The sequence below is a fragment of the Heliomarina sp. genome (assembly GCF_052826185.1).
In genome coordinates this window covers 1-20,134 of the sequence record NZ_JBRBUI010000045.1, presented here as the reverse complement: position 1 = coordinate 20,134, position 20,134 = coordinate 1, and the positions used below count along the sequence as shown (strand labels likewise).

General features: G+C 58.4%; 16 protein-coding genes and 1 tRNA gene. 5 read left to right on the top strand and 12 right to left on the bottom strand.

What is annotated here, in order from left to right; genetic code table 11:
• Positions 1-38: 38 nt before the first annotated feature.
• From ACU0FH_RS12380 to ACU0FH_RS12355, 6 genes are read right to left on the bottom strand one after another with little or no spacing between them, the layout of a single operon-like run.
• A complete protein-coding gene (locus tag ACU0FH_RS12380; RefSeq protein ID WP_446194896.1) occupies positions 39-1,382 on the bottom strand; it encodes a TRAP transporter large permease in 1,344 nt (447 codons plus the stop codon).
• Positions 1,383-1,394: 12 nt separating this feature from the next.
• A complete protein-coding gene (locus ACU0FH_RS12375; RefSeq protein WP_446194895.1) occupies positions 1,395-1,895 on the bottom strand; it encodes a TRAP transporter small permease in 501 nt (166 codons plus the stop codon).
• Positions 1,896-1,908: 13 nt separating this feature from the next.
• A complete protein-coding gene (locus ACU0FH_RS12370; RefSeq protein WP_446194894.1) occupies positions 1,909-2,940 on the bottom strand; it encodes a C4-dicarboxylate TRAP transporter substrate-binding protein in 1,032 nt (343 codons plus the stop codon).
• A 53-nt stretch (positions 2,941-2,993) separates the two neighbouring features.
• On the bottom strand, positions 2,994-3,440 hold the full coding sequence (locus ACU0FH_RS12365) for a hypothetical protein (protein ID WP_446194893.1): 447 nt from the start codon (positions 3,438-3,440) through the stop codon (positions 2,994-2,996).
• Position 3,441: 1 nt separating this feature from the next.
• A complete protein-coding gene (locus ACU0FH_RS12360) occupies positions 3,442-4,167 on the bottom strand; it encodes a class I SAM-dependent methyltransferase (RefSeq protein ID WP_446194892.1) in 726 nt (241 codons plus the stop codon).
• On the bottom strand, positions 4,167-5,726 hold the full coding sequence (locus ACU0FH_RS12355) for a hypothetical protein (RefSeq protein WP_238369514.1): 1,560 nt from the start codon (positions 5,724-5,726) through the stop codon (positions 4,167-4,169). Before ACU0FH_RS12355 ends, ACU0FH_RS12360 begins: the two co-directional genes overlap by 1 nt.
• A gap of 180 nt (positions 5,727-5,906) precedes the next feature.
• Between ACU0FH_RS12355 and ACU0FH_RS12350 the strand changes: the two genes are divergently transcribed.
• The 3 genes from ACU0FH_RS12350 to ACU0FH_RS12340 all read left to right on the top strand — a co-directional run bounded on the left by ACU0FH_RS12350 (position 5,907) and on the right by ACU0FH_RS12340 (position 10,105).
• Entirely contained in the window at positions 5,907-6,632 is a 726-nt protein-coding gene (locus tag ACU0FH_RS12350; RefSeq protein WP_446194889.1) for a GntR family transcriptional regulator, read from the top strand.
• A 422-nt stretch (positions 6,633-7,054) separates the two neighbouring features.
• Positions 7,055-9,364, top strand: a complete 2,310-nt coding sequence (locus tag ACU0FH_RS12345; RefSeq protein ID WP_446194888.1) for a cache domain-containing protein — start codon at positions 7,055-7,057, stop codon at positions 9,362-9,364.
• A 102-nt stretch (positions 9,365-9,466) separates the two neighbouring features.
• The gene (locus tag ACU0FH_RS12340; protein ID WP_446194886.1) at positions 9,467-10,105 is read left to right on the top strand and encodes a response regulator transcription factor; all 639 of its coding nucleotides are present in this window, start codon (positions 9,467-9,469) and stop codon (positions 10,103-10,105) included.
• A gap of 68 nt (positions 10,106-10,173) precedes the next feature.
• Here ACU0FH_RS12340 and ACU0FH_RS12335 read toward each other — a convergent pair whose 3' ends face one another.
• The 5 genes from ACU0FH_RS12335 to ACU0FH_RS12315 all read right to left on the bottom strand — a co-directional run bounded on the left by ACU0FH_RS12335 (position 10,174) and on the right by ACU0FH_RS12315 (position 16,442).
• Positions 10,174-11,523 carry a PepSY-associated TM helix domain-containing protein gene (locus tag ACU0FH_RS12335; protein WP_446194885.1) on the bottom strand — a complete coding sequence of 450 codons (1,350 nt, stop codon included), beginning with the start codon at positions 11,521-11,523 and terminating at the stop codon, positions 10,174-10,176.
• Between the two features lie 91 nt (positions 11,524-11,614).
• On the bottom strand, positions 11,615-11,962 hold the full coding sequence (locus ACU0FH_RS12330; RefSeq protein WP_446194884.1) for a hypothetical protein: 348 nt from the start codon (positions 11,960-11,962) through the stop codon (positions 11,615-11,617).
• A 131-nt stretch (positions 11,963-12,093) separates the two neighbouring features.
• Positions 12,094-13,326, bottom strand: a complete 1,233-nt coding sequence (locus ACU0FH_RS12325) for an efflux RND transporter periplasmic adaptor subunit (protein WP_446194882.1) — start codon at positions 13,324-13,326, stop codon at positions 12,094-12,096.
• Positions 13,327-13,329: 3 nt separating this feature from the next.
• Entirely contained in the window at positions 13,330-15,693 is a 2,364-nt protein-coding gene (locus ACU0FH_RS12320) for an ABC transporter permease (RefSeq protein ID WP_446194881.1), read from the bottom strand.
• The gene (locus tag ACU0FH_RS12315; protein ID WP_446194880.1) at positions 15,690-16,442 is read right to left on the bottom strand and encodes an ABC transporter ATP-binding protein; all 753 of its coding nucleotides are present in this window, start codon (positions 16,440-16,442) and stop codon (positions 15,690-15,692) included. The genes ACU0FH_RS12320 and ACU0FH_RS12315 overlap by 4 nt, the downstream gene beginning before the upstream one ends.
• Before the next feature lie 240 nt (positions 16,443-16,682).
• Between ACU0FH_RS12315 and ACU0FH_RS12310 the strand changes: the two genes are divergently transcribed.
• A complete protein-coding gene (locus ACU0FH_RS12310) occupies positions 16,683-17,903 on the top strand; it encodes an APC family permease (protein WP_446194879.1) in 1,221 nt (406 codons plus the stop codon).
• Positions 17,904-17,936: 33 nt separating this feature from the next.
• Entirely contained in the window at positions 17,937-19,559 is a 1,623-nt protein-coding gene (locus ACU0FH_RS12305) for a hypothetical protein (protein ID WP_446194878.1), read from the top strand.
• 438 nt (positions 19,560-19,997) lie between these two features.
• Here the strand turns inward: ACU0FH_RS12305 and ACU0FH_RS12300 are convergent.
• Positions 19,998-20,074: transfer RNA gene (locus ACU0FH_RS12300), tRNA-Met, on the bottom strand.
• Positions 20,075-20,134: the final 60 nt, after the last annotated feature.

Genomic DNA, 20,134 nt, shown 5'->3' with positions numbered 1-20,134 from the left:
CCCGTCCTTAAACTTCATCAAATCACCCGAACGTTGCCCTACCCAAATGCCGATTGCGGTAACCAGAGCGACAGGGCGGGCACCAAGAGCAAGAGGATCAGCACCAGCAGGTCAAGCGTCAGGAAGGCCGCCGCGCCCTTGAAGACTTCGGACAGGGTGACAGATCGTGGCGTCACGCTCTTGATGACAAAGATGTTCAGCCCGATGGGCGGTGTGATCAGGCCGATCTCGAGCAGCTTGATGACGATCACGCCGAACCAGATCAAATCGACCCCGTAGTTCGACATGATCGGCACCGTGAAAGGCAGCGTCAGAACGAGGATCCCGATTGAATCGAGGAACATGCCGATCACTAGGTAAAACACCACAATGGCGATCATCACGAGATAAAACGGCGGGTCGAGGCTCTCGAGCCAGTCGAGTGCTAGCGGAGTAATGCGGGTCAACGAAATGAATGCCGTGAACAGCTTGGCCGCAAGTGCCACCATGAAGATCATTGCTGTCTGGCGGACCGTTTCGGACCCGGAGTCGATCAGCGCGCTCCAGTTCAGCTTTTTGCGCGCGAGGCCGATCAGAAGTGCCACGACAAGGCTGACAGCTGCGGCTTCGGTCGGGGTGAATATGCCCCAGTAGATGCCGCCGACCACGATCAGGAATAGAACGCAGGCAGGCCAAAGCCCGCGGATCGCAGCCGCGCGGTCAACCACCTCGTCGAACTGCTGCCGCGGTGCATGCTGCGGCTTAAGCATACACCAGATCAAGATCGTCAGTAGAAAGCCGACCAACGACAGGAGACCGGGAATAACCCCCGCGAGGAAAAGTCCGTTTACGGACTGTTCGGTAAAGATCGCATAGATCACGAAAAGCAGGCTTGGCGGGATCAGCGACCCGAGCGTACCGCCAGCGGCGACCGACCCCGCCGCGAGCCTTGGATGATAGCCGTATTGCAGCATTTCGGGCACCGCGATCCGGCCCATCGCAGCGGCGCAGGCGACGCTCGACCCGGTGATGGCCGAGAAACCGGCACATCCCGAGACAGAAGCCATCGCAAGCCCGCCCGGAAGCTTCCGCAAAAGGATGCGCAGCGACCGGTAGAGGTCGGTCGTGATCTCGGCATGATAAGCGACATGGCCCAGACCGATAAACAAGGGGATCATGCTGAGCGGATAATTGTGCACGAAGGCAAATGTATTCGAACCGATCAGTCGCAGGGCCGGACGCATGCCGCCCAACAAATTCAGATCGCCGCCCGGCCGCCAGGAAAAGAACAACAGCAACCCGGCGGCAGCGCAGGCGCCAATGGCATAGGCGATAGGCACCCGCAGGGCGAGCAGGATCAGAACGGCAGCCACGACGCAGCCGGCGAGTAGTGTCGGTTCCATTGGGACCTCCGGTCAGAAACTGCGGCGCAGATCGATAATGAACATTACGAGAAGTCGGATCAGAAACACCGCCATGCCGAAGAGAAACACGAAATGGCCAAGCCACATGGGAATGTTCAGGACACCGGAGTAATAGTCCTGGCTTTCCCAGGCGCCCAGCGCATCGCGATAAGCCGCATAGGACACCAGTGAGACGAAAACGATGCCGACCAACTGTTCCAGCACTCCAAGCCGGTGCCGGCCACGTTTCGCCATCCACTCGGTAAAGAGGTCGACGCTGATGTGATTGCGCGTTGCGGTCACCACACCCAGCGGCAGCAGAATAACCACCACCATCAGCTCTTTAACAAGCTGGATATCGTCGGGGATGATTGCCCTACCGATCCATCGGCTGATCACGTTGAGCGTAATCAGCGCCGCCATCAGGAAAAGCCCGACGACGGCTATCTGGCCCAATGCCCGTTCCGCGCGTGTCGGCGAAACGGGGGCAAGCTCGTTCTCTGGTTGGGACACCAATTAGTCTCCCCTACTGCTTGGCTTTATAGTCTTCTATCAGCTTTTGGTATTCCGCCAAGAGAGCCTCACCGTCGCCGCCATTCTCGCTGACGCGAGCGGTCCAGTCGTCGATGGATTGCGCGCTGGCCTCGTTCAGCCGGTCTCGATCTTCTTCCGAAAGCTCGGCGACGGTAATGCCCGCACCCTCGCCCCCTGACACCATCGACGCCAGCGCCTCTTCGTCGGTCTGCTCCATCTGTTCGGCGAGGTGATCGATGAAGTCACGCGAGAGCTTGTCAAAAACCTCTTTGTTCTCATCCGAAAAACCCGAATAGGTCATTTCGTTGATCGCGATGCCAAAGGACATGTTCTGGCCCCAGTCCATTGCCAGCACGTAAGGCGCGACCTCATACTGCCGGTAGGCCTGCATGGCGTAGTAATAGTTCTGGTTACAGTCGAGCAGACCGGAATCCAGCGCCTGATACACATCTGCCTGGCTCATGCGGACGATTTCCGCTCCCAGCCGTTCAAGCGTATCGCCATATGGTCCTGACGCCCGGATCTTGAGACCGTTCAGATCGTCCAGCGTGTTGACCTCGGAGCGACAGATAAGCTGTACCGGCCCTGTCGTATAATTGGTGACATACTTGACGCCTGCCTTGCTGAACTCCTCGGCAATCATCTCGCTGTTTGAGAGGTCGTACATGGCATTCAGACCGACCCACATATCGCTGTTTTCGACCGGCAGGTCACCGATGTTGTAAAGCTGCAATTCCTTGGGTGTGAAGAAGCCGATGATCGTGCCCAAGTCGGCCACACCATCCCCGACACCAGAGAGCGTATCGCGCCCGCCAAGCAGGGAACCACCCCAGAAGAACTCTATCTTGAGGTCACCATCCGTGCGTTTGTCCAATTCGGCGGCAAACCACTCGAGCGCTTCGGCGCGCGTTCCCCGGTTCGGTCCGTAATCGGAAAACCGAAGGACCGTTTCGGCACTTGCTGAGACGCTGCCCGCCATCAAAAGTGCGGCAACCGCTGTTGTACGACTAAATATGGAATTCATGATGCTCCTCCCAAGCATTTCGTTCTGCAATATTATGCATGCATAACTCACATTTACAAGCCGATAACTTGCGTTTCGTGCGGTATATTACCAGTTTTTGCACGCAAAAATGAGAGCACCCGTCCTATGACGGCCAGCGCGGACAGCACATGCATCGATGCCAGCATGGCCGCGAACTGCAGCGGCCAGAGCGTGGGGAACACGATGGCGGCCCAATACATCGCGACAAGTCCCGCTACGAATCCCGTCAGCCCCCGCAATACGGTAGCGGCGTTAGGCGACGTAACCAGTTCCAGCAGCGAAGCGACCAACATGCCGCAGACCATGCCCGGGCAATCCGTCAATACGCGCAGGAAAAGCACGATGTCGAAATGCGGGTCTGTCACGCACAGCATTTCCTTGCCGCGAACCGCAAAATCGTAGGCGAACCCAAGGGCCATTGCCGCGGCGTGCGTCGGCACCGGCCAATATGCCAACAGCCCTGCCCGCGTCTTCATCATCTCAGTCGCGCCGCAGCAGGTAATAAACGGAGGGCTGAATCATGACGTGGCCACCATCAGCGGCCTCCATGCCAAGTTCTTCGAACCGTTTCCGCGTTTCCTGACGAATGTCATCGCGCTCCGCTTGCTCGGCTCTTTTCTTGTCGACGTTCACTATTGCCGTGAGAAAAGTATCGAAATCCGCAAAAACGCGCTGCAGCTCATACTCTCCTGACGCAATGGTTTCGAAGGGTGCCGGAGGACTATCCAGTGTCGCTTGGGCAGTGGTGCGAACCTTGGTTTCGTCCTCGATCAGCTTGATCACCTCGGTCATCATGCCGAAAGGACGCGGCTCGAAAGCAACCAGATGACCGCCGGGTCGCAGTACGCGGGCCGCTTCGCCGAGCATCGCCTCATGCACGTCGGCAGGCACATGATGAAAGCTGAAAACAAAGGAAACGAGGTCGAACGCGCCATGGTCGAACGGCAGGGACATGCCATCGCCAAGTGACAGCCGAGCCGGGTCGCAGCCTGCGGCGATGGCACGTTGTATCGTATCCGGGTCAACCTCAAGCCCATGGGCATCGGCACCATGCGTTATGGCGAGCCGCATGAAATCGCCCGTGCCGCAGCCGATATCCAGCAGCGTCTTCCCCGCAATCGGAAAGTGGTTTTCCAGCTTTGCAAGATGTTGGGCAGCACCGGATGGCACCGCCCCTGCACTAGTGCTGCCTGCTGCGCCTTCCATCAGCCGCAACAGTTGCTTTTGAAGCTGGCCGGCTGGACGCCGCTGTGACCGCAGCAACCGCCTGCCCAGAATTCGGCGCCCTTGCCGTGGCAGTATTTGCCGTCAGCCTCGACCATCTCCATGAACCGCGGGTGGTCGTTGCGGCAGATATCGAGCTCGTGCTTGACCCATGCAAGCGGGTCGGCGCCGTAGTCGTTCCAGTAGTCGCCCGGCATGTTGAGCCCCGGTACTGCAGGGTTCCAGGATTCATCAAGCCACAGATCGGCATCGCCATACTGGGACGCCAGCTTGCGGATCTTTGGATCGTCCAGCGCAAGCAGACGCCCGTTCTCGATCAGCAGCTCGTTATCACCTTCCATTTCCAGGTGATAGGTCGGGAAATAGAGGTGCAGGTGCCAGTGCCCCACCGGCAGCCCCTGACGCGCCGCGTTGCGTTCGTCCATCGAAGAGATGATCGTGCCAAAGCCCATATGGATCACGCCGGACCGCACCCGCTCATAAAGGCAGTTCACGAAACCGGACGGGAAGTCCTTGCGCGGGCGGTGAATATGCGGGTTGGTGCCGATGGACGCCTCCCACCAGTGCATCAGGCCCTTACCGTTAAACCCGGGATACTGCAGGTCTTCGGTCTGAGCCATGATTGCACGCAATTGATCTCCAAAGTCGCCACCTGCGTTGATCTGCGTGATCTTTGAATTCTCGACGATCAGCTGGGTCCAGTCGCAGGGCGCGATATGGTTGGTCGTGCCAGCAATGACGCCGCAGCCATCTTCCTTGCCCTTCAGATACATCCACGGGCGGCCGGTGATATGGCCCGGCAGATAGGTGGCGCCGAACTTCGGGTTCCCTTCCCACGTGCTGTTTACGAGGTCGGGGTTATACATCTCGCGGCGGCTGTCCCAGTAGCCATCATGGTTGGTGAATTCGATATCGGTGCCTTCGGGGTCGGTTATGCGTGCGCGCTTTGAGGCGCGGATGCGATCCCAAGTCCACTGATCCATCGCGTTGAGAACTTCGATCGGCATCGCATGGGCCGGAGAGGCAAGGATCTCGGGAGTGATAAAGGGCATGCGCTGAATTTTGACGAACTTGTCGGTCAGCACCGGACCGCCATACCCCATGAAAATCTTGTCGTATTCCTGCTTTCTGGACGCTTCTTCCCATTCGTCCATCCATTGGGCCAGTTCCTTGGTACGGAAAAGATAGTAATCAACCTCGTCCGCGCCGACCCACTCCTTGACCGGCCCGCGATCAATCTCGCCAATCGTGTATTTGACGCCGTATTTTTCAAGAATCTTCTTGCAGGCTTCAATCACCATCGGGCTGTGCCAGTTATCAACGCGCAGCAGCACACGCTCGCCCGGCTTGAGATCCCAGCAGGCATTCAGACCGTGGTTATAGGGCCGCTTCGCCACATGCTCGAGATAGGGCAAGAGCTGGTCTGGATGGGTCACATCGACATAAGGCGGGCAGCGAGGCGGGCGTGTTCCAGACAGTGGGGGTTGCCCGAAAGAAGGTGCAAGCGATTTGGCTTTTTCCGTGTTGGAGACGTAGTTCATGGCATCCTCTTCAGGCAAATATCATTTTTGCATGCATAATTGCGTTTTTGATTCAAATCAACCCACCCAAATGGGCTAAATGCATGCAAATACGCACGCCTTTGGTCCAATCCGCTCGACATTTGCTTTCGCCGCAAATAATCTCTCTTCGGAATATGTACTTAGATGGACCAGCCCCGCATGAGCATCGCTCTCGAAGACGCAACCGAGGCCCTTCGGCACGAGGTCATGGAAGGCCGGTTCCCGCCGGGAAACAAGTTGCGCGAAGTTACCGTGGCCAAGGCCCTTGGCGTGTCGCGCACCATCGCGCGCCTCGCGATGAGCCAGCTTGAACACGAAGGCCTTCTAGTCCGGGAACCCAACCGCGGCTCCAGAGTGCGTGCATTTTCCATCGAACAGATCGCGGATGCGATCGAGGTCAGGGGCGAGCTTGAGGGCATGGCCGTTCGCCTCGCCGCTGAAAAGGGTCTCGACAAGTCGTTGGACGATCGGCTCGAAGCGTTGCTTGAAGAATCCGAAAGCCTGCTTGCCTCCGTCGTCGACGATGACGACAAGCGTGCCCGGTGGATCGGGATAAACGAGGAATTTCACGCGCTCCTGATCGAGGCCAGCGGCAACTGGGCACTGGCAATTTCGATCCCGCAGGTTTCAGCGCTTCCGCTTGTGTCCTCCAGCATTATCATTTTCGACAGGAGGGACATCGGGCGCAGCCAGGAACAACTGAAGGCGGCCCATGAAGATCACCGCCGTATCCTTATGGCAGTACAACTACGTCAGGGACACCGGGCCGAAGCGCAGATGCGAGAGCACGCATTCAAGAACGCGCAGAACAAAAGGTCGAACCTGACCGATCCCGAGGCGCTTTCATTGGTGAGATCGCTGCCAGGCGGACGGCTTATCGTCTGACGCCTGCCCTGAGCAAGACATTTCCAATGCTGCTCTGGCGGCATCCGGTAGAGGCAACCGAAGCTCTCGGGGTCCCGCTTCCGGCAAAGTACCCCCCAGAATAAATTGCAGCCGGGACGGGATGGGGGCCCGACACCGGCTACAAAACAAAAGAAATTGCTATGGGCGCGCACTCACAAACGCCACGGAAATAAATTTACTACAAACAACGTTCCACGCTTACACGCCAGGGATGGATGGGCAGACGCGGCGACGTAAACAAACACTGGCATGAAACAATTGCATAGGAAATGCGTGTGATTGCCTGCGTAATATTGCCTATACGCATTTGGCCCTGCCGCAGTTGCCTCACGCAGAATTTTGTGGAACTCAAATATAGCGGGTGAAGCATTGCTGGCCGGCATCCTGGGAGAAACACGGCCATGCGGAATTCACTTGGAGCCATGCTCGCCATTGGTCTGGCCGGGTTGCAGTTTATTGCGATCCTCGCCGTGGTGTTTTCCTCCTTTGTCACATCAGAACGTGCTCTGCTGGACCACGCACGTGATCTGCTCAGCGATATCGGCACCAATGCCATCGAACATTCGCGCGGATTTCTGAACCCGGCCCGCGGTGCGGCGGAACTTTCGGCGCGGCTGGCTCAGGATCGGGTGATTGCCAGCGACGTTCCGGAACAGCTTGAACGCCTGCTTTTTCAGCAATTGCAGCTCGCGCCGCAATTCGCCGGTCTCTATCACGGGACGGAAAACGGCGAATTCGTCTATGTGATGCGCAGCGAAAAGCCGGGACCATTCCGCACCAAGATCATTCGTAGCAAGGGAGAGCAACGCACGACCGAACTGATCTGGCGGGACGACGACTTTAACGTCATCGAACGCCGGATGGACCCGGAAGACGTGTATGATCCCCGCACTCGTCCGTGGTACATATTGGCGCGGGAACAACTGACGACGATCTGGACCGACCCCTATATTTTCTTTTCCTCGCAGCGCCCCGGGATCACGCTTGCCTCGCCGGTACTGGAAGAAACCGGCAGCGTGCGCGGCATTGTCGGTGTCGACATCGAGATCAGCGACATTTCGGATTTTCTTGCGCGGCTTAGGATCGGCACGTCCGGACGCGCGCTGATCATTCACAGCAATGGCGACGTGATCGCGCATCCGGACAAGAACCTGCTTAAAACGCAGAACGCCGATGGCACCCTGCGTTTCGTCGATATCCAAAATTTCGAAGACCCCATCGCCCGTGCCGCATTTGGCTATTTGATGGAAGACGGCACGGTTTCGGTTGAAAAGGAAACGCTGTCGCAGTTCACCTATGGTGGCGAGACCTATGTTTCCGTCGTCATGCCACCGATCAATGACAACCTGTCATGGATCACCGCGGCATATGCGCCCGAAAGCGATTTCACCTCGGTCATCAAGCATAACCGGCGCGTGAACATCTGGATCGCGGCACTGGTTGCCGTCATCACCGGGTTGTGCGGACTTGGCCTTGCGAATTACATCTACAAACCGGTTCGTGCCTTTGCGGTTCGATCCGCCCTGATATCACAGGGCGAACTCGACCCGGCCGAACCGCTTCCGAAGACATACCAAGAACTCGAAAATGCGAACCGCACGATGATGCAGCAGATTGCTGCCCGGCGCGCAACCGAGATCGAATATGGCAAGACCTTCGATCTGACCTCGCGCGGGATGGCGCAGATCGACGCGGGCACGGGTCGGCTGGTGCGGGTCAATGAGAGGTTTTCCAAGATCACCGGTTACTCGGCAGACGCCTTGCGCGAAATGGCGTTTTCCGATCTCGTCCATCCGGACGATCCGCCGTTCCTCCTTTTTGATGCAGGACAGGGCAGCGTCCCCCATGAGATCAACTCGGAACTTCGCTGCCAGCGCAAAGACGGCGAAACGATCTGGATCGCCGTGAATGCCATCATGATCTTCAACCATGACGGCAAGCCTCTGCATTACGTTTTGACCATAGACGACATCACCCAGACGAAACAGACCGAGGAACAGATTGCCGAACTGAACCGGGAACTGTCCAACCTGTCCCGCGACAATACGATGGGTCAGGTTGCGGCCGGTCTCGCGCATGAGCTTAACCAGCCTCTCACCGCGATAACGCAGAATGCGGACAGTGCTCTTTTTGCCGTCGATCAGCTTGCCGGTTCGGACAGTGAATTGCACACGATGCTGGAGGAGATTGCGACCCAGTCCATGCGGGCGGGCGAGATCATCAAGGCGCTGCGGGCTTTCATCCGCCGCGACGAAGGTATCCGCAAACCGTTTGATCTTGCCGAACTGGTCCACCAGACGCGCCACCTTGTCATTGCCGAAGCCCGCGCGGCAAATGTCACGATCGACGCCGACATCGCCGAACTGCCCCTTGTCTACGCCAACCGGCTCCAGATTGCACAGGTCCTGGTGAACCTGATCCGCAACGCCATCGAAGCCATCAGTGACTGCCCGCGGCAAGAGCGCGTTGTTTCAGTAAGGGCTCATACTCAGGGATCTCAGGTGCTTGTCGTCGTTTCGGATACAGGCCCCGGTGTCGATCCGTCGATCAGCCTTTTCACCGACTTCGAAACGACCAAATCCACCGGCATGGGACTTGGGCTTTCAATCTGCAAATCGATCGTTCAGGCCAATGGCGGAAAGCTCTGGCATGAAGATCGCGACCCGAATGGTGCTTCTTTCCATTTTACCATCGATGTCGCGAATACTTGATCAAATCCGCCAGATGCTACAACCTGTTACCAAAGCAACAAAATTTCCCTGAACAACCGGGTGGGTTTTGCACCCCGAGTTCCATAGTTCGAACAAGATTGCATGACAGACCAACGGCCTCTCGTGTTCATCGTCGATGACGATCAGGATATCCGGACCTCACTGTTGCGGGCGCTGGAACAGCGCGGCTATGAGGTCAAAGCCTATGACTCGGCATCCAGCTTTCTGACCGCCTATGATGGTTCGCGCGCAGGCTGCGTCATTCTCGACTACGGGATGCCAGACATGAATGGCCTCGAGCTTCAGGTCATTCTCAACAACAAGAACTGGCCGCTGGCCGTCATCTTCATCACCGGACATGGCGGGGTGCCTGAATCGGTACAGGCGATGAAGGGTGGCGCGGTAGACTTTCTTGAAAAACCGTTCCGACAGTCGGATCTGGTCGAGCGCATTGACGTCGCCCTTGAACTGGCCGAGAGCCGGCACCAGGCCAGCGCGTCACAAAACGCGATCCGGGCACGTTTCGAACGGCTTACCGAGCGCGAAGCCGAGATCGTCAGCCATGTGCTTGCCAACCCGGCCGAGGTTTCCAGCAAGGAGATCGGGCTAACCCTTGGGATCAGCCCGCGTACCGTGGATCACCATCGGGCCCGCATTCTTGAAAAGCTCGAGGTCCGATCACTCGTCGAACTTGTCAGGCTTGCGGCGACCCTGGAGGGCGAAGACCCGGTAAGCAACTGAACTACTGAAATTCTCGGCGCGCAACACTCGCCGTTCGAAAACGCCCGGCAAACCGGGCGTTTTCTATTTTAAGCCATACGTTGCTGACGTCCGGTGAAATGAAGGACCAATTCGATCCCGGCAAGCACCAGCATCGAAAGACCAACCAGCGGGAAGAACAGGCCAGCCGCGATTGCCATCACCAGCAAGCCGCGGGGTATGCGCCAGTCCGTCGGCACCTGAGGTACACCGAGAGCGCCACTGGGCCGCCGTTTCCACCACATGGTCGCGGCTGAAACGCAAAGCAACACCATCGCAAGGCAGGCCAGCAAAAGGATGATCTGGTTCACCAGCCCCCATTCCTGCCCCATGTGAACACTGATCCCCCATTCGGCCCAGCGACCCAGCGTTCCAAGGTCTTCGAGCCCGGCGTCATAGAGCACCTCGCCCGTGTACTGATCAAGGTGGATCACCCGCTCGTAAGTGATGTCATCGGGATAGACCGAGGCGGTGAAAACGCCCTCGGGACCGTTTGGCATGGACACGGCGTAACCGGGCACAATGCCAAGGTTCTCAACCGTTTCAACAACCACATCCAACGGCTGCGCAGGGCCGTCAGAGACCTCTGACAGCGGCATTGGCTGCTTTTCCATGATCCACGGGGCGCGGTCGACAGCGTCCGACACCGGCTGCGTCGAAACAGGTGTGTTCGACCAGTAACCATCGGGCATGCCAAGACCCAGCGCATAGCTGTAGTCGTAGAACTTGCCGCCCCAGACCGAGGACCAGGGAAGGCCGGTCAGCGCGAGGAACACGATGAAGAGACCTGTATAAAGACCCGTCACCGCATGCAGGTCGCGCCACAGCGGACGTCCGCGTTTTGCCTTGACCGTGACTGTCCCGACCTGGCGGCCCCGGGGCAGCCAGAGATAGATGCCGGTGCCGACCAGCAGGACCATCCACCCCGCTGCAGCCTCGATCAGCCGGTTTCCGAACCAACCGACATATTCGAGCGAATGCAGCTTTCTCACGACGAACATCGCCGGGCTTCCGGCCGGTCCGCTTTCCCAGAGGCTGCCGATAACCGCGCCGCTATACGGATTCACGAAGATGGTATTTTTCAGCCCGTCTTCGCCGAGAATATCCACCTCCGCGCTTCGGTCGGATGCGGCAGCGGGTGAGTAGGACTTGATTTCGCCCGGATGAACCTCAAGCGCGGCCGCTGTAATCTGCGACGGGCGCAGTGGTGTGCCCGAGGCTTTGACAAAGCGCAGATGCCGATAGGCCGCATCGTTGATTTCGTCCTTGAAGAGATAGATGCCACCTGTGACGGCAAGGATCAGTACAAAGGGGAGGATCACCAGCCCCGCGATAAAATGCCATCTCCAGATAGCACGGTAGAGAGCGGCGCCCGCCGCTGTTTTGGTTTGTTCAGTCATGAATCCATTCCGAATGGCCCGTCTGGCAGGCGATAATTTAGCCGTCAGAAACTCTGTACGGCAGATTGCTGGAAGGGACGGCACAAGGCCGTCAGGCAATCGCGGGCGGCGCCCTTGGGGAATGGTTGATATTTCGGGTTTGCGCTGAACGATGCAGGTCGCGGGCCAGCAACCACCCATCGTAAGGCGTCAGGAGGAAAAGCTCTCCCTCATGTCCGAAAGACGGACTTTCGGGAAGGCCATGACAAAACGGACAGTGGTGGTCGGCATGTCCCGAGGTTCCGCAAAAATCGTCTCCGGCGACCCCGTGGATCAGTTCGAAAGCCTCGTATGCGTTAGTGTGCCGGTCGGGTGCCATCATGCCAGCCGAGGTCACACTCGCCAGCAAGAGCATCGCCATCAAGACGAATGCAGCTATGGGTTCGATCCGTTTCAACATTCCGTGACCTTTCGCATGGGCCGGGAGATCGAGGAAGTCGCAAATATTGTAAAGCTTGCTAGAAATGGGCGGAAACGAGGATATTGGGCAACATTTCGCCTCAAGAACCGAACCGAGGGCCTGCGCCGAAGTTACTCAACGATCCGTTGCTCAACCGACATCCCGTCGCTCAGACTGGCAGGCGGGTACAGCACGACGAGATCGCCCTCGGACAACCCATCAAGCACTTCGGCTTCGCTTCCGTTGTCATGTCCAACCTCAATCATCCTCAGTCGGGCGGTTCCGTCGTTGTCGACCAGTACGGACCATGCCTGCTGTTCCCTGAAAAGGGCGCTCGACGGAACCATCAGCGCATCGTCTTTCGACCAGACGACGATCCGCGCTTCGACCGCATAACCGTGCCCCAGTCCCTCGCGCTCTTCTGGCGAACTCGTCAGCTCGACAACTGCGGTCACTCGCTGTTCTTCAACCCCAAGGGCGGAAACTTTCGTTTCACCGAAGGGCTCAACGCGCGTTACCACGCCCGAGAGGGAGGCCGCTCCGCCCCAGTTCTCGATATCTACCGGATCACCGACATGCACGTTGATCGCATCGGGCGAAATCAGTTCAACAACGACTTCCAGACCGTCGCGGATATCGCCCACGACAAGAATGGGTGAGCCAGCAGCGAGCGTGGTTTCGTCCTGATGGAGCACCTGCAGTATAACGCCATCCGTTGGCGCATGGATCGGCATTTCCTCCCCGAGCAGGGCATCCGGCGCGTCGTAGAAATCCGGATCGTCAAAGCCGATCAGTTGCGCCCGCGCGCGTCTCAGTTCCGCCCTCTGCTGTTCGATTGCCGCTGTCGCGGTATCGAACCGGGCCTGCGCAGCACGCGCAGCGCTTTGGGCGCGGTCCAGCGCGGCAAGACTGACCGTTCCGCTGTCGGCCAGCTGTTCGGTGCGTTTCAGATCGGACTTGGCAAGATCAGCATCCGCGCTTGCGGCCTTCATGTTTGCCTCGGCAACATGAAGGGCCGCTTCGGCAGCTTCGACAGCGGCAAGGGCCTGCCCTCGTGTCCGTACGTCCAGCGCGGCGGGATTGGCAGGCCGCATTTGCGCGACGACCGTCACATCTTTCTTAATCGGATCGCCCGGCATGACGTCGACGCGCAGCAAACGCCCGTCCATCGGGGTCGACACGACAAAGGCGTCGCGCACACGGGTCTTGCCCTGCTCATCAACGGTCATACGCATCTGTCCTCTTGTGACCTCTCCAAGATCGACCATCATCGGTCTCGGCCAAAAGGAAAAGGCAATGCCAGCGACCAAAAGAATAACGGCAAAACCAATAAGGATCGGGCGGGACATTGTCTTGCGTGCCATGATCTAATCCCTAGATTTCAGGACCGTCACAAGGTCCATACGGTTCAGGTCGCGTTCAACGAGCAAGCCTGAAATGGCTGCGGCGACCAGAATGAAAGCTGCGGAAAACCCGTGGCTGAACGGGTCGTAGTAGGCCGGTATCTGGTAAAGTTCGGAGGAAAAACCACGCGCTATAGCAAAGGACAATGCGTAGCCGACAAGCGAACCGACCGGGAGTGCGACGAGAATAATGATTGTAAGTTCACCAAGGAGGACAAAGGCAGTTTCCCCCTTGGTAAAGCCCATCACCCGCAACGAGGCCAGATCGCGGGACCGTTCATTCTGTGCGATCCGGGCCGCGTTGTAGACAATGCCGAAGGTGATGATAAAGGCCACCGCGCCCATGATATAGCGCGCCGACCCCGCACCCTGATCCATCAGCTTTTGCAGGGACTCTCGCGCGTTCTCGGACACGCTCACCCCCGCGACTGTCGGCATGTCCTTGAGCCGCTGATAAATCGCATCGGCCCGAGCGCCATCCACCCGGATGTGCGCCCCCGATATCCGGCCCGGTTCGGACATGACATCGTTGAGCGCCGCAAGCCGCATATAGGCCGGGGCCCCGATCAGGCTGCGCGCGACGCGGGTCACCGGAACGGAAAGCGTCGGCTGCCGCCCCTCGCGCACTTCCACCGTAAGCACGTCGCCCGGTTCCACGTCCAGAATTTCTGCAAGGGCTTGTCCCAGAACGAGGCCTTGGGTCGGAAGCGGTATCGCGGAGAGCTTATCGTCGATGGCCCGTGTGAGTTCAGGCTTGTCGATCATGCCGGACACGCCGCCACGATGGGTTTTACGCCCATGTTTCAGAGTGGCCGCGACCTCTCGGAACGGTTCGACGGTGATGACCCCGGGAATGCGCCCTAATTCAAAAGCCGCCTTTTCGCCAAGCGGCGTGTGAAAAAAGACGGTTGCGTCCGACCGGTCGATCACCGTGAAGCTCAGGTCCATCATCCGGTCGAATGATCCGTAGATGGTGGTCATTCCCGATGCGAGCGCCATACCTCCGGCTATCCCCGATGACAACGCGAGGGCCCGCCAGGGTGACCGGGCCAGCCCCCGGAAGACAATCCGTGTCGGCTGGTCCAGCAAGCGTCCGACTGTTCCCCTAAAGGTCACGGTCTTTGAATAATCGGCAGGTGTCGGCGGGCGCATAGCTTCGGACGGGGTCAGGGCGAAAATACGTCTCAGGACAAAGACGCTGCCGGCAGAGGCGGCAGCGATGCTGGCCAGAACGCCGATGGCAAATGCCGCGGGATCGGGGCGAAAGACAAGAAAAGGAAAGTTGTAGAAGGTCGTGTAGATCGGGATTATCGCGCGCCCGGCCAGCACGCCGAACAGGCACCCCATCAAAGCCCCTGCCCCCGCGATCAATAGAACAAGCTTGAAGTAATGCGTTCCGACCTCGCGGTTGGTATAGCCGAACGCCTTGAGCAGGCCGATCTCCTCGCGCTCGGCCTGCACGATCCTGTTGACCACGATATAAAGCAGGAAGGCCGCAATCGCGATAAAGAGCGGCGGAACGGCCCGTGACATGGTCGCAAGCCCCTCGATCTCTTCACTGACAAAACGGTCCGAGACCAGCTCGGCGCGCCCATAGGCACCCGTCCCGCCCCAAGGGGTCAGCACCTCGTCCACCGCCGCGATCACGGCCTCACGCGAGGCATGCCGTGACAAAGACAGCAACACCTCGTTGAAAGCGCCCTCCATGTCATAGGCCGCAGCCAGCGCGGAGCGTCGCATCCAGATCGCGCCATACCTTGCCGGGTCAGGCACCATTTCCCCGGGTGCCGCGACAAACAGGAATTCGGGCGACTGGGCCAGCCCAACGATCCTGATGGAGCGACGAAGCCCGTTCATCGTCACATTGATCCGATCCCCGATTCCATAGCCATGCGCCGAGGCGAAACCGGACAGAAGCAGTGCCTCATCGCGATGGCTTTCTTCGGGAAGCCTCCCCCTTATAAGATAGACATTGTTCAGAACCTCCGGCCCGGTGTCGGGAATTCCGATGGCCTGCGACTGGATCGGAACGGGATCACCGGGAATGTCGATCAGGGCGCGCCCCACGACGCGACCGGACAGGCGGGCCACCCCCGGAATACTGGCCAGCCGGTTTAGCACCGCGTCGGGCGCCCGTACCGTCGGGGCAAAGACCTCGGCAAGGTTATTGCGTTCGTAATAGGCCCGCCGGGTTTCTGTCAGGGACGCGACCAGACCGGACATCATAACCTGCAGCAGTACGCCCGTGGCGATGACAAGCGCGATGGCGACGGCCTGCCCCTTGATCCGCCAGAGGTCGCGGAACAGCTTGCGGTCCAGCGAGGTCACCACTCGATCTCCGCTGGTTTTCGGCGGGTTTCGTTCACATGTATCTGCCCGATCTGGCCATCGACCAAACGAATGACGCGATGGGCCATGTCCGCGATGTTCGCGGAATGCGTCACCATAAGGACTGTCGCCCCGAGTTCGGCATTCACATCGTTGAGCACCTCAAGAACCGCGCGCCCCGTCGTACTGTCAAGCGCGCCGGTCGGCTCGTCGCAAAACAGAACATCCGGTTGCTTGGCAATCGCGCGGGCAATCGCGACCCGCTGTTGTTCACCTCCCGACAGTTGCGAGGGGAAATGGTCAAGCCGCTTGGTCAGGCCGACCAGCCCAAGCGCCCGCTCTGGCGACATCGGGTTGGCGGCGATTTCCGTGACAAGCTCCACGTTCTCACGGGCGGTGAGACTGGGCATCAGGTTGTAGAACTGAAACACAAAGCCAACATGGTCGCGCCGAAACCGCGTGAGACCTGCATCGGACAGATCGCCAAGGTTGATATCGCGGAAATACGCAGTTCCGGCGGTTGGCCTGTCGAGCCCCCCTAGAATGTTCAAAAGCGTCGATTTCCCGCTTCCGGACGCTCCTAGCATGACCACGATCTCACCCTCTGGAATGTCGAGATCGACACCGCGCAGGGCATGCACAATCGAACGCCCCTCACCATAGCTTTTGGTAAGGCCGCGCGTCACAAAGGCTTGGGTTTTTCTCTCCTGCACCGTCGGGCCTACCGTCCGTTTCCAAGCCCGGCTCATCCAAATCAGCCGAAGCAACGACATTCCAATAAATCTGCGGCCACCTTCCCGCATCAGGCCCGGATCGGATTTGATGCAGATCAACAAGCCGGGATCGGCCAAAGGGTAAAACCCGACAAATAGATGCTTGTATTGCCTGTGCTGCAAAGATGGGCGCAACAACGCAAAGCAGGTAACCTTGACCGCCTTGCCCGGAGGGTGAGGCTCCAAACCAGACGGATTACAGGCAAGACTTACTTTATGACAAGCAACGAGCAGACGCCCCCTAAACTCCGACGTTCCCTGAACACCCCATTGCTGACGCTCTATGGGCTTGGGGTAACGGTCGGCGCTGGCATCTACGTGCTTGTCGGTGCGACTGCGGATATCGCCGGCCCCTTCGCTGGCATCTCTTTTATCGTAGCGGCTCTGGTCGTGTCGCTGACCGCCCTTTCATACGCAGAACTCGCGACCCGCTACCCAGTCAGCGCGGGCGAGGCCGCCTATGTCGAAGCAGCTTTTCAAAACAAGGGGATAGCGGTGCTGGTCGGCCTCGCCGTCGCGGCCTCTGGGGTGATCTCGGCCTCGGCCGTGGCAATCGGCGCGGCCTCATACCTTCACGACCTGACGGGACTGGGAACCTCGTGGCTGACCATCGCCATCGTATTGCTGATGGGGCTCATAGCGCTCTGGGGCATTACAGAATCCGTCTACATCGCTGCCCTCATTACAATCATCGAAATCACCGGCCTGCTCTTTGTCATTGGCTGGGGCATGTGCATTCCCGATCCGCAGGGCTATGCGGTTTCGGACATGATCCCGACTTTTGAGATTGAAACGTGGCGCGGCATATTTGCAGCGTCGCTACTGGCGTTCTTTGCCTTTGTCGGCTTCGAAGACATGGCCAATGTCGCCGAAGAAGTCATCGACCCGGTCCGCACAATCCCAAAGGCAATTCTGCTAACTCTCATTCTTGCCGCGCTGTTGTACCTGGCAACTTCGGTGACCGTTCTGCTTGTCGTCCCGATCGAGACGTTATCGGTCTCCGCCGCGCCCCTCGCGCTCGTGTTCTCAGAGGCGCCAACGGCCGTCAAAAAAGGCTTCTCTGCCGTCGCAATTGCCGCCACGGTGAACGGCGTTCTTATCCAGATGATCATGGCTTCAAGGGTAATCTACGGGCTGGCCGACCGGGGACACCTGCCGCGGACGCTGGCATTGGTTCCAAGCGCGACGCAGACACCGGTCATCGCGACCCTTCTGGTCGTCGCCGTTATTCTTACCCTCACACAGGCATTGCCGATCAATATCCTGGCAGAACGAACGTCGCAGATCGTTCTGGGTATTTTTGTTCTGGTCAATGCCGCACTGATCCTGTTGAAGAGCAAGCAGACCACAAGCAAACCTCACTTTCGCGTACCTGTCCTTGTGCCCGTTCTCGGGGTTGTTACCAGCGCGATGCTTTTGACAGCCGGCTTTCTTTGAGATGTAAGTCGAGAAACCCGCAACGGACGCTGGATGCCCATGACCACTGAACGCCTGCCCGCCGGAACGAGGCTCTCCAACTGGTGGCACAGGACATTCGTGGATCTGGCCGAGCAGATGAGATGGTCCTATCTGCCGCCGCTGATGGTCTATTTCGCGGCCGGCGTATCGGGGCTGACATCTGTCGTCGGCGCTTTCTTCCTTAAGGACTACCTGGATCTGTCGGCCTCTTTCGTTGCCGGCCTGTCCTTCTGGGCGGGGCTGCCATGGATCCTAAAGATGCCCATGGGGCACGTGGTCGATCTGTTCTGGCGCTGGAAATCGCTGCTCATTCTGCTCGGCGCCTCCCTGATCACGATGTCGCTGATGACGATGTATGCGCTTGTGACCGCCCCTGCCCCGATGGCCGACATCATGCCGCTCGAGACATGGTACGTTATTGCATTACTGCTGGCACCGTCAGGCTATGCCATTCAGGATGTCGTCGCCGATGCAATGACTGTCGAAGCCGTACCGACAACAGACGCGGATGGCCGCGATTTGCCACCGGACGAATTGCGCGCCCGCCACACGACGATGCAAACCCTTGGACGCATCGCGATCATCTCCGGATTCGCGGGGGTCGCTGCGGTCAATATCTGGATATTCTCCGGCACGGAGGACTTGCAGACCGCCGACCGTCTGGCCCTTTACGGGCGGGTCTACCTGATCGCTCTCGCCATCCCGGTGATCTCTGTCAGCGGCGTGGTGCTGCACAGCTTGATTCAACGCCGCCGCGCGAGCAAAGGTAACCCCCCGAGTGTGCCGGAAGAAGCAACCGAGGTGAAATGGCCCATCCTGCTGGGGGGACTTGCATTCGTCATCCTGAGCATCGCGCTGGGAACCGCCGATTTCGACTATGCGCAAGAGAGCATTTTCGTCGTTTCGTTCTCGGTTATCCTCTATCTCATGTCGCGCTTGTTGAAAGAGCTTGATCCCAAACAGGCCAGGGTCCTGATCGGCACGGCCACGATCATCTTCGTATTTCGTGCGGTCCCCCTGCCCGGTCCCGGCCAAACCTGGTTCGAAATCGACGAGCTGGGGTTCGATGAACAGTTCCTCGCCATTCTCTCATTCATTACTTCACTGCTGGCCCTGCTCGGCCTGATCATCCTCAGACCTCTGATGGCGAACCGATCAATCGCACAGGTTGTCGTTCTGCTCACCATCGCGGCCGGAGCGCTAGCGCTACCCAATATAGCGCTTTACTACGGGGTGCATGAATGGACGGCGGCGCATACGGGCGGCATCGTCGATGCCCGCTTTATCGCCATTCTGGACACTGCCGTAGAATCTCCGCTCGGCCAGATTGCAATGGTGCCGATGCTGGCCTGGATTGCCCGGAACGCGCCAACGCACTTGAAGGCAACCTTCTTCGCCGTCATGGCCTCCTTCACAAATATGGCCCTGTCAGCAAGCAGTCTCGGGACCAAATACCTCAACCAATGGTTCGTCGTCACGCGTGCCGTTACAAACCCGGAAACGGGCGTTGTCACCTCCGTCGCAGATTACAGCCAACTCGGGCATCTCTTGATCACGGTCGGCCTGATCACGGTGATCGTCCCGCTGGCCCTGGTCTTCATCATCCAGAACTCTCGTTTCCGCACGCAGGAATGAGACGGGATCACTTACTCTCGACGTTGGTAAAGCCCCGAATTGTTGCCAACGAGATCGTTTCGCATCGCCCGGATCGTCGCCCTGCTCCGAGTTCCAATTCTAAATACAGGCATTCGCGAAACACTTTATCGGATCCCGCTGGTGCTGTGAATGCCGGTCTGCTCCGTCAGCGATTCCGTTACGCGGATATGTTAGATGTTCAATCGGTCCAGACTTTATGTCGCCCGATAAATGCCAATTAGCAATTTTCAATCTCCGTTTGCCTTACCAAGCACCTTGGAAAGCGCTTCGCTTCCACCTGAGTTGTAGACCGACAGTGAAAGGGTGATAAGTTGGGGGAAACGGATCAAACCCATCATTTGATTGGGTCGTTGGTTTTCTCCGACCTCCCAAACCCAGAACGGCGAAAGCCGCCTTACGGCGGCTTGTTGGGTAAGTTGGTTGCGGGAGTAGGATTTGAACCTACGACCTTCAGGTTATGAGCCTGACGAGCTACCGGGCTGCTCCATCCCGCGACAGGGTGGTTCATCGTTAGAGAGATAAGTTTACAGGGTTTTACTAGGTCTGGCGATGAC

Coding starts and splice junctions, on each gene's coding strand:
- ACU0FH_RS12315 (WP_446194880.1), bottom strand. CDS start 16,442: ATGAGCCGGGCTTGGAAACGGACGGTAGGCCCGACGGTGCAGGAGAGA.
- ACU0FH_RS12345 (WP_446194888.1), top strand. CDS start 7,055: ATGCGGAATTCACTTGGAGCCATGCTCGCCATTGGTCTGGCCGGGTTG.
- ACU0FH_RS12365 (WP_446194893.1), bottom strand. CDS start 3,440: ATGATGAAGACGCGGGCAGGGCTGTTGGCATATTGGCCGGTGCCGACG.
- ACU0FH_RS12330 (WP_446194884.1), bottom strand. CDS start 11,962: ATGTTGAAACGGATCGAACCCATAGCTGCATTCGTCTTGATGGCGATG.
- ACU0FH_RS12335 (WP_446194885.1), bottom strand. CDS start 11,523: ATGACTGAACAAACCAAAACAGCGGCGGGCGCCGCTCTCTACCGTGCT.
- ACU0FH_RS12380 (WP_446194896.1), bottom strand. CDS start 1,382: ATGGAACCGACACTACTCGCCGGCTGCGTCGTGGCTGCCGTTCTGATC.
- ACU0FH_RS12340 (WP_446194886.1), top strand. CDS start 9,467: ATGACAGACCAACGGCCTCTCGTGTTCATCGTCGATGACGATCAGGAT.
- ACU0FH_RS12305 (WP_446194878.1), top strand. CDS start 17,937: ATGCCCATGACCACTGAACGCCTGCCCGCCGGAACGAGGCTCTCCAAC.
- ACU0FH_RS12355 (WP_238369514.1), bottom strand. CDS start 5,726: ATGAACTACGTCTCCAACACGGAAAAAGCCAAATCGCTTGCACCTTCT.
- ACU0FH_RS12360 (WP_446194892.1), bottom strand. CDS start 4,167: ATGGAAGGCGCAGCAGGCAGCACTAGTGCAGGGGCGGTGCCATCCGGT.
- ACU0FH_RS12310 (WP_446194879.1), top strand. CDS start 16,683: ATGACAAGCAACGAGCAGACGCCCCCTAAACTCCGACGTTCCCTGAAC.
- ACU0FH_RS12370 (WP_446194894.1), bottom strand. CDS start 2,940: ATGAATTCCATATTTAGTCGTACAACAGCGGTTGCCGCACTTTTGATG.
- ACU0FH_RS12325 (WP_446194882.1), bottom strand. CDS start 13,326: ATGGCACGCAAGACAATGTCCCGCCCGATCCTTATTGGTTTTGCCGTT.
- ACU0FH_RS12350 (WP_446194889.1), top strand. CDS start 5,907: ATGAGCATCGCTCTCGAAGACGCAACCGAGGCCCTTCGGCACGAGGTC.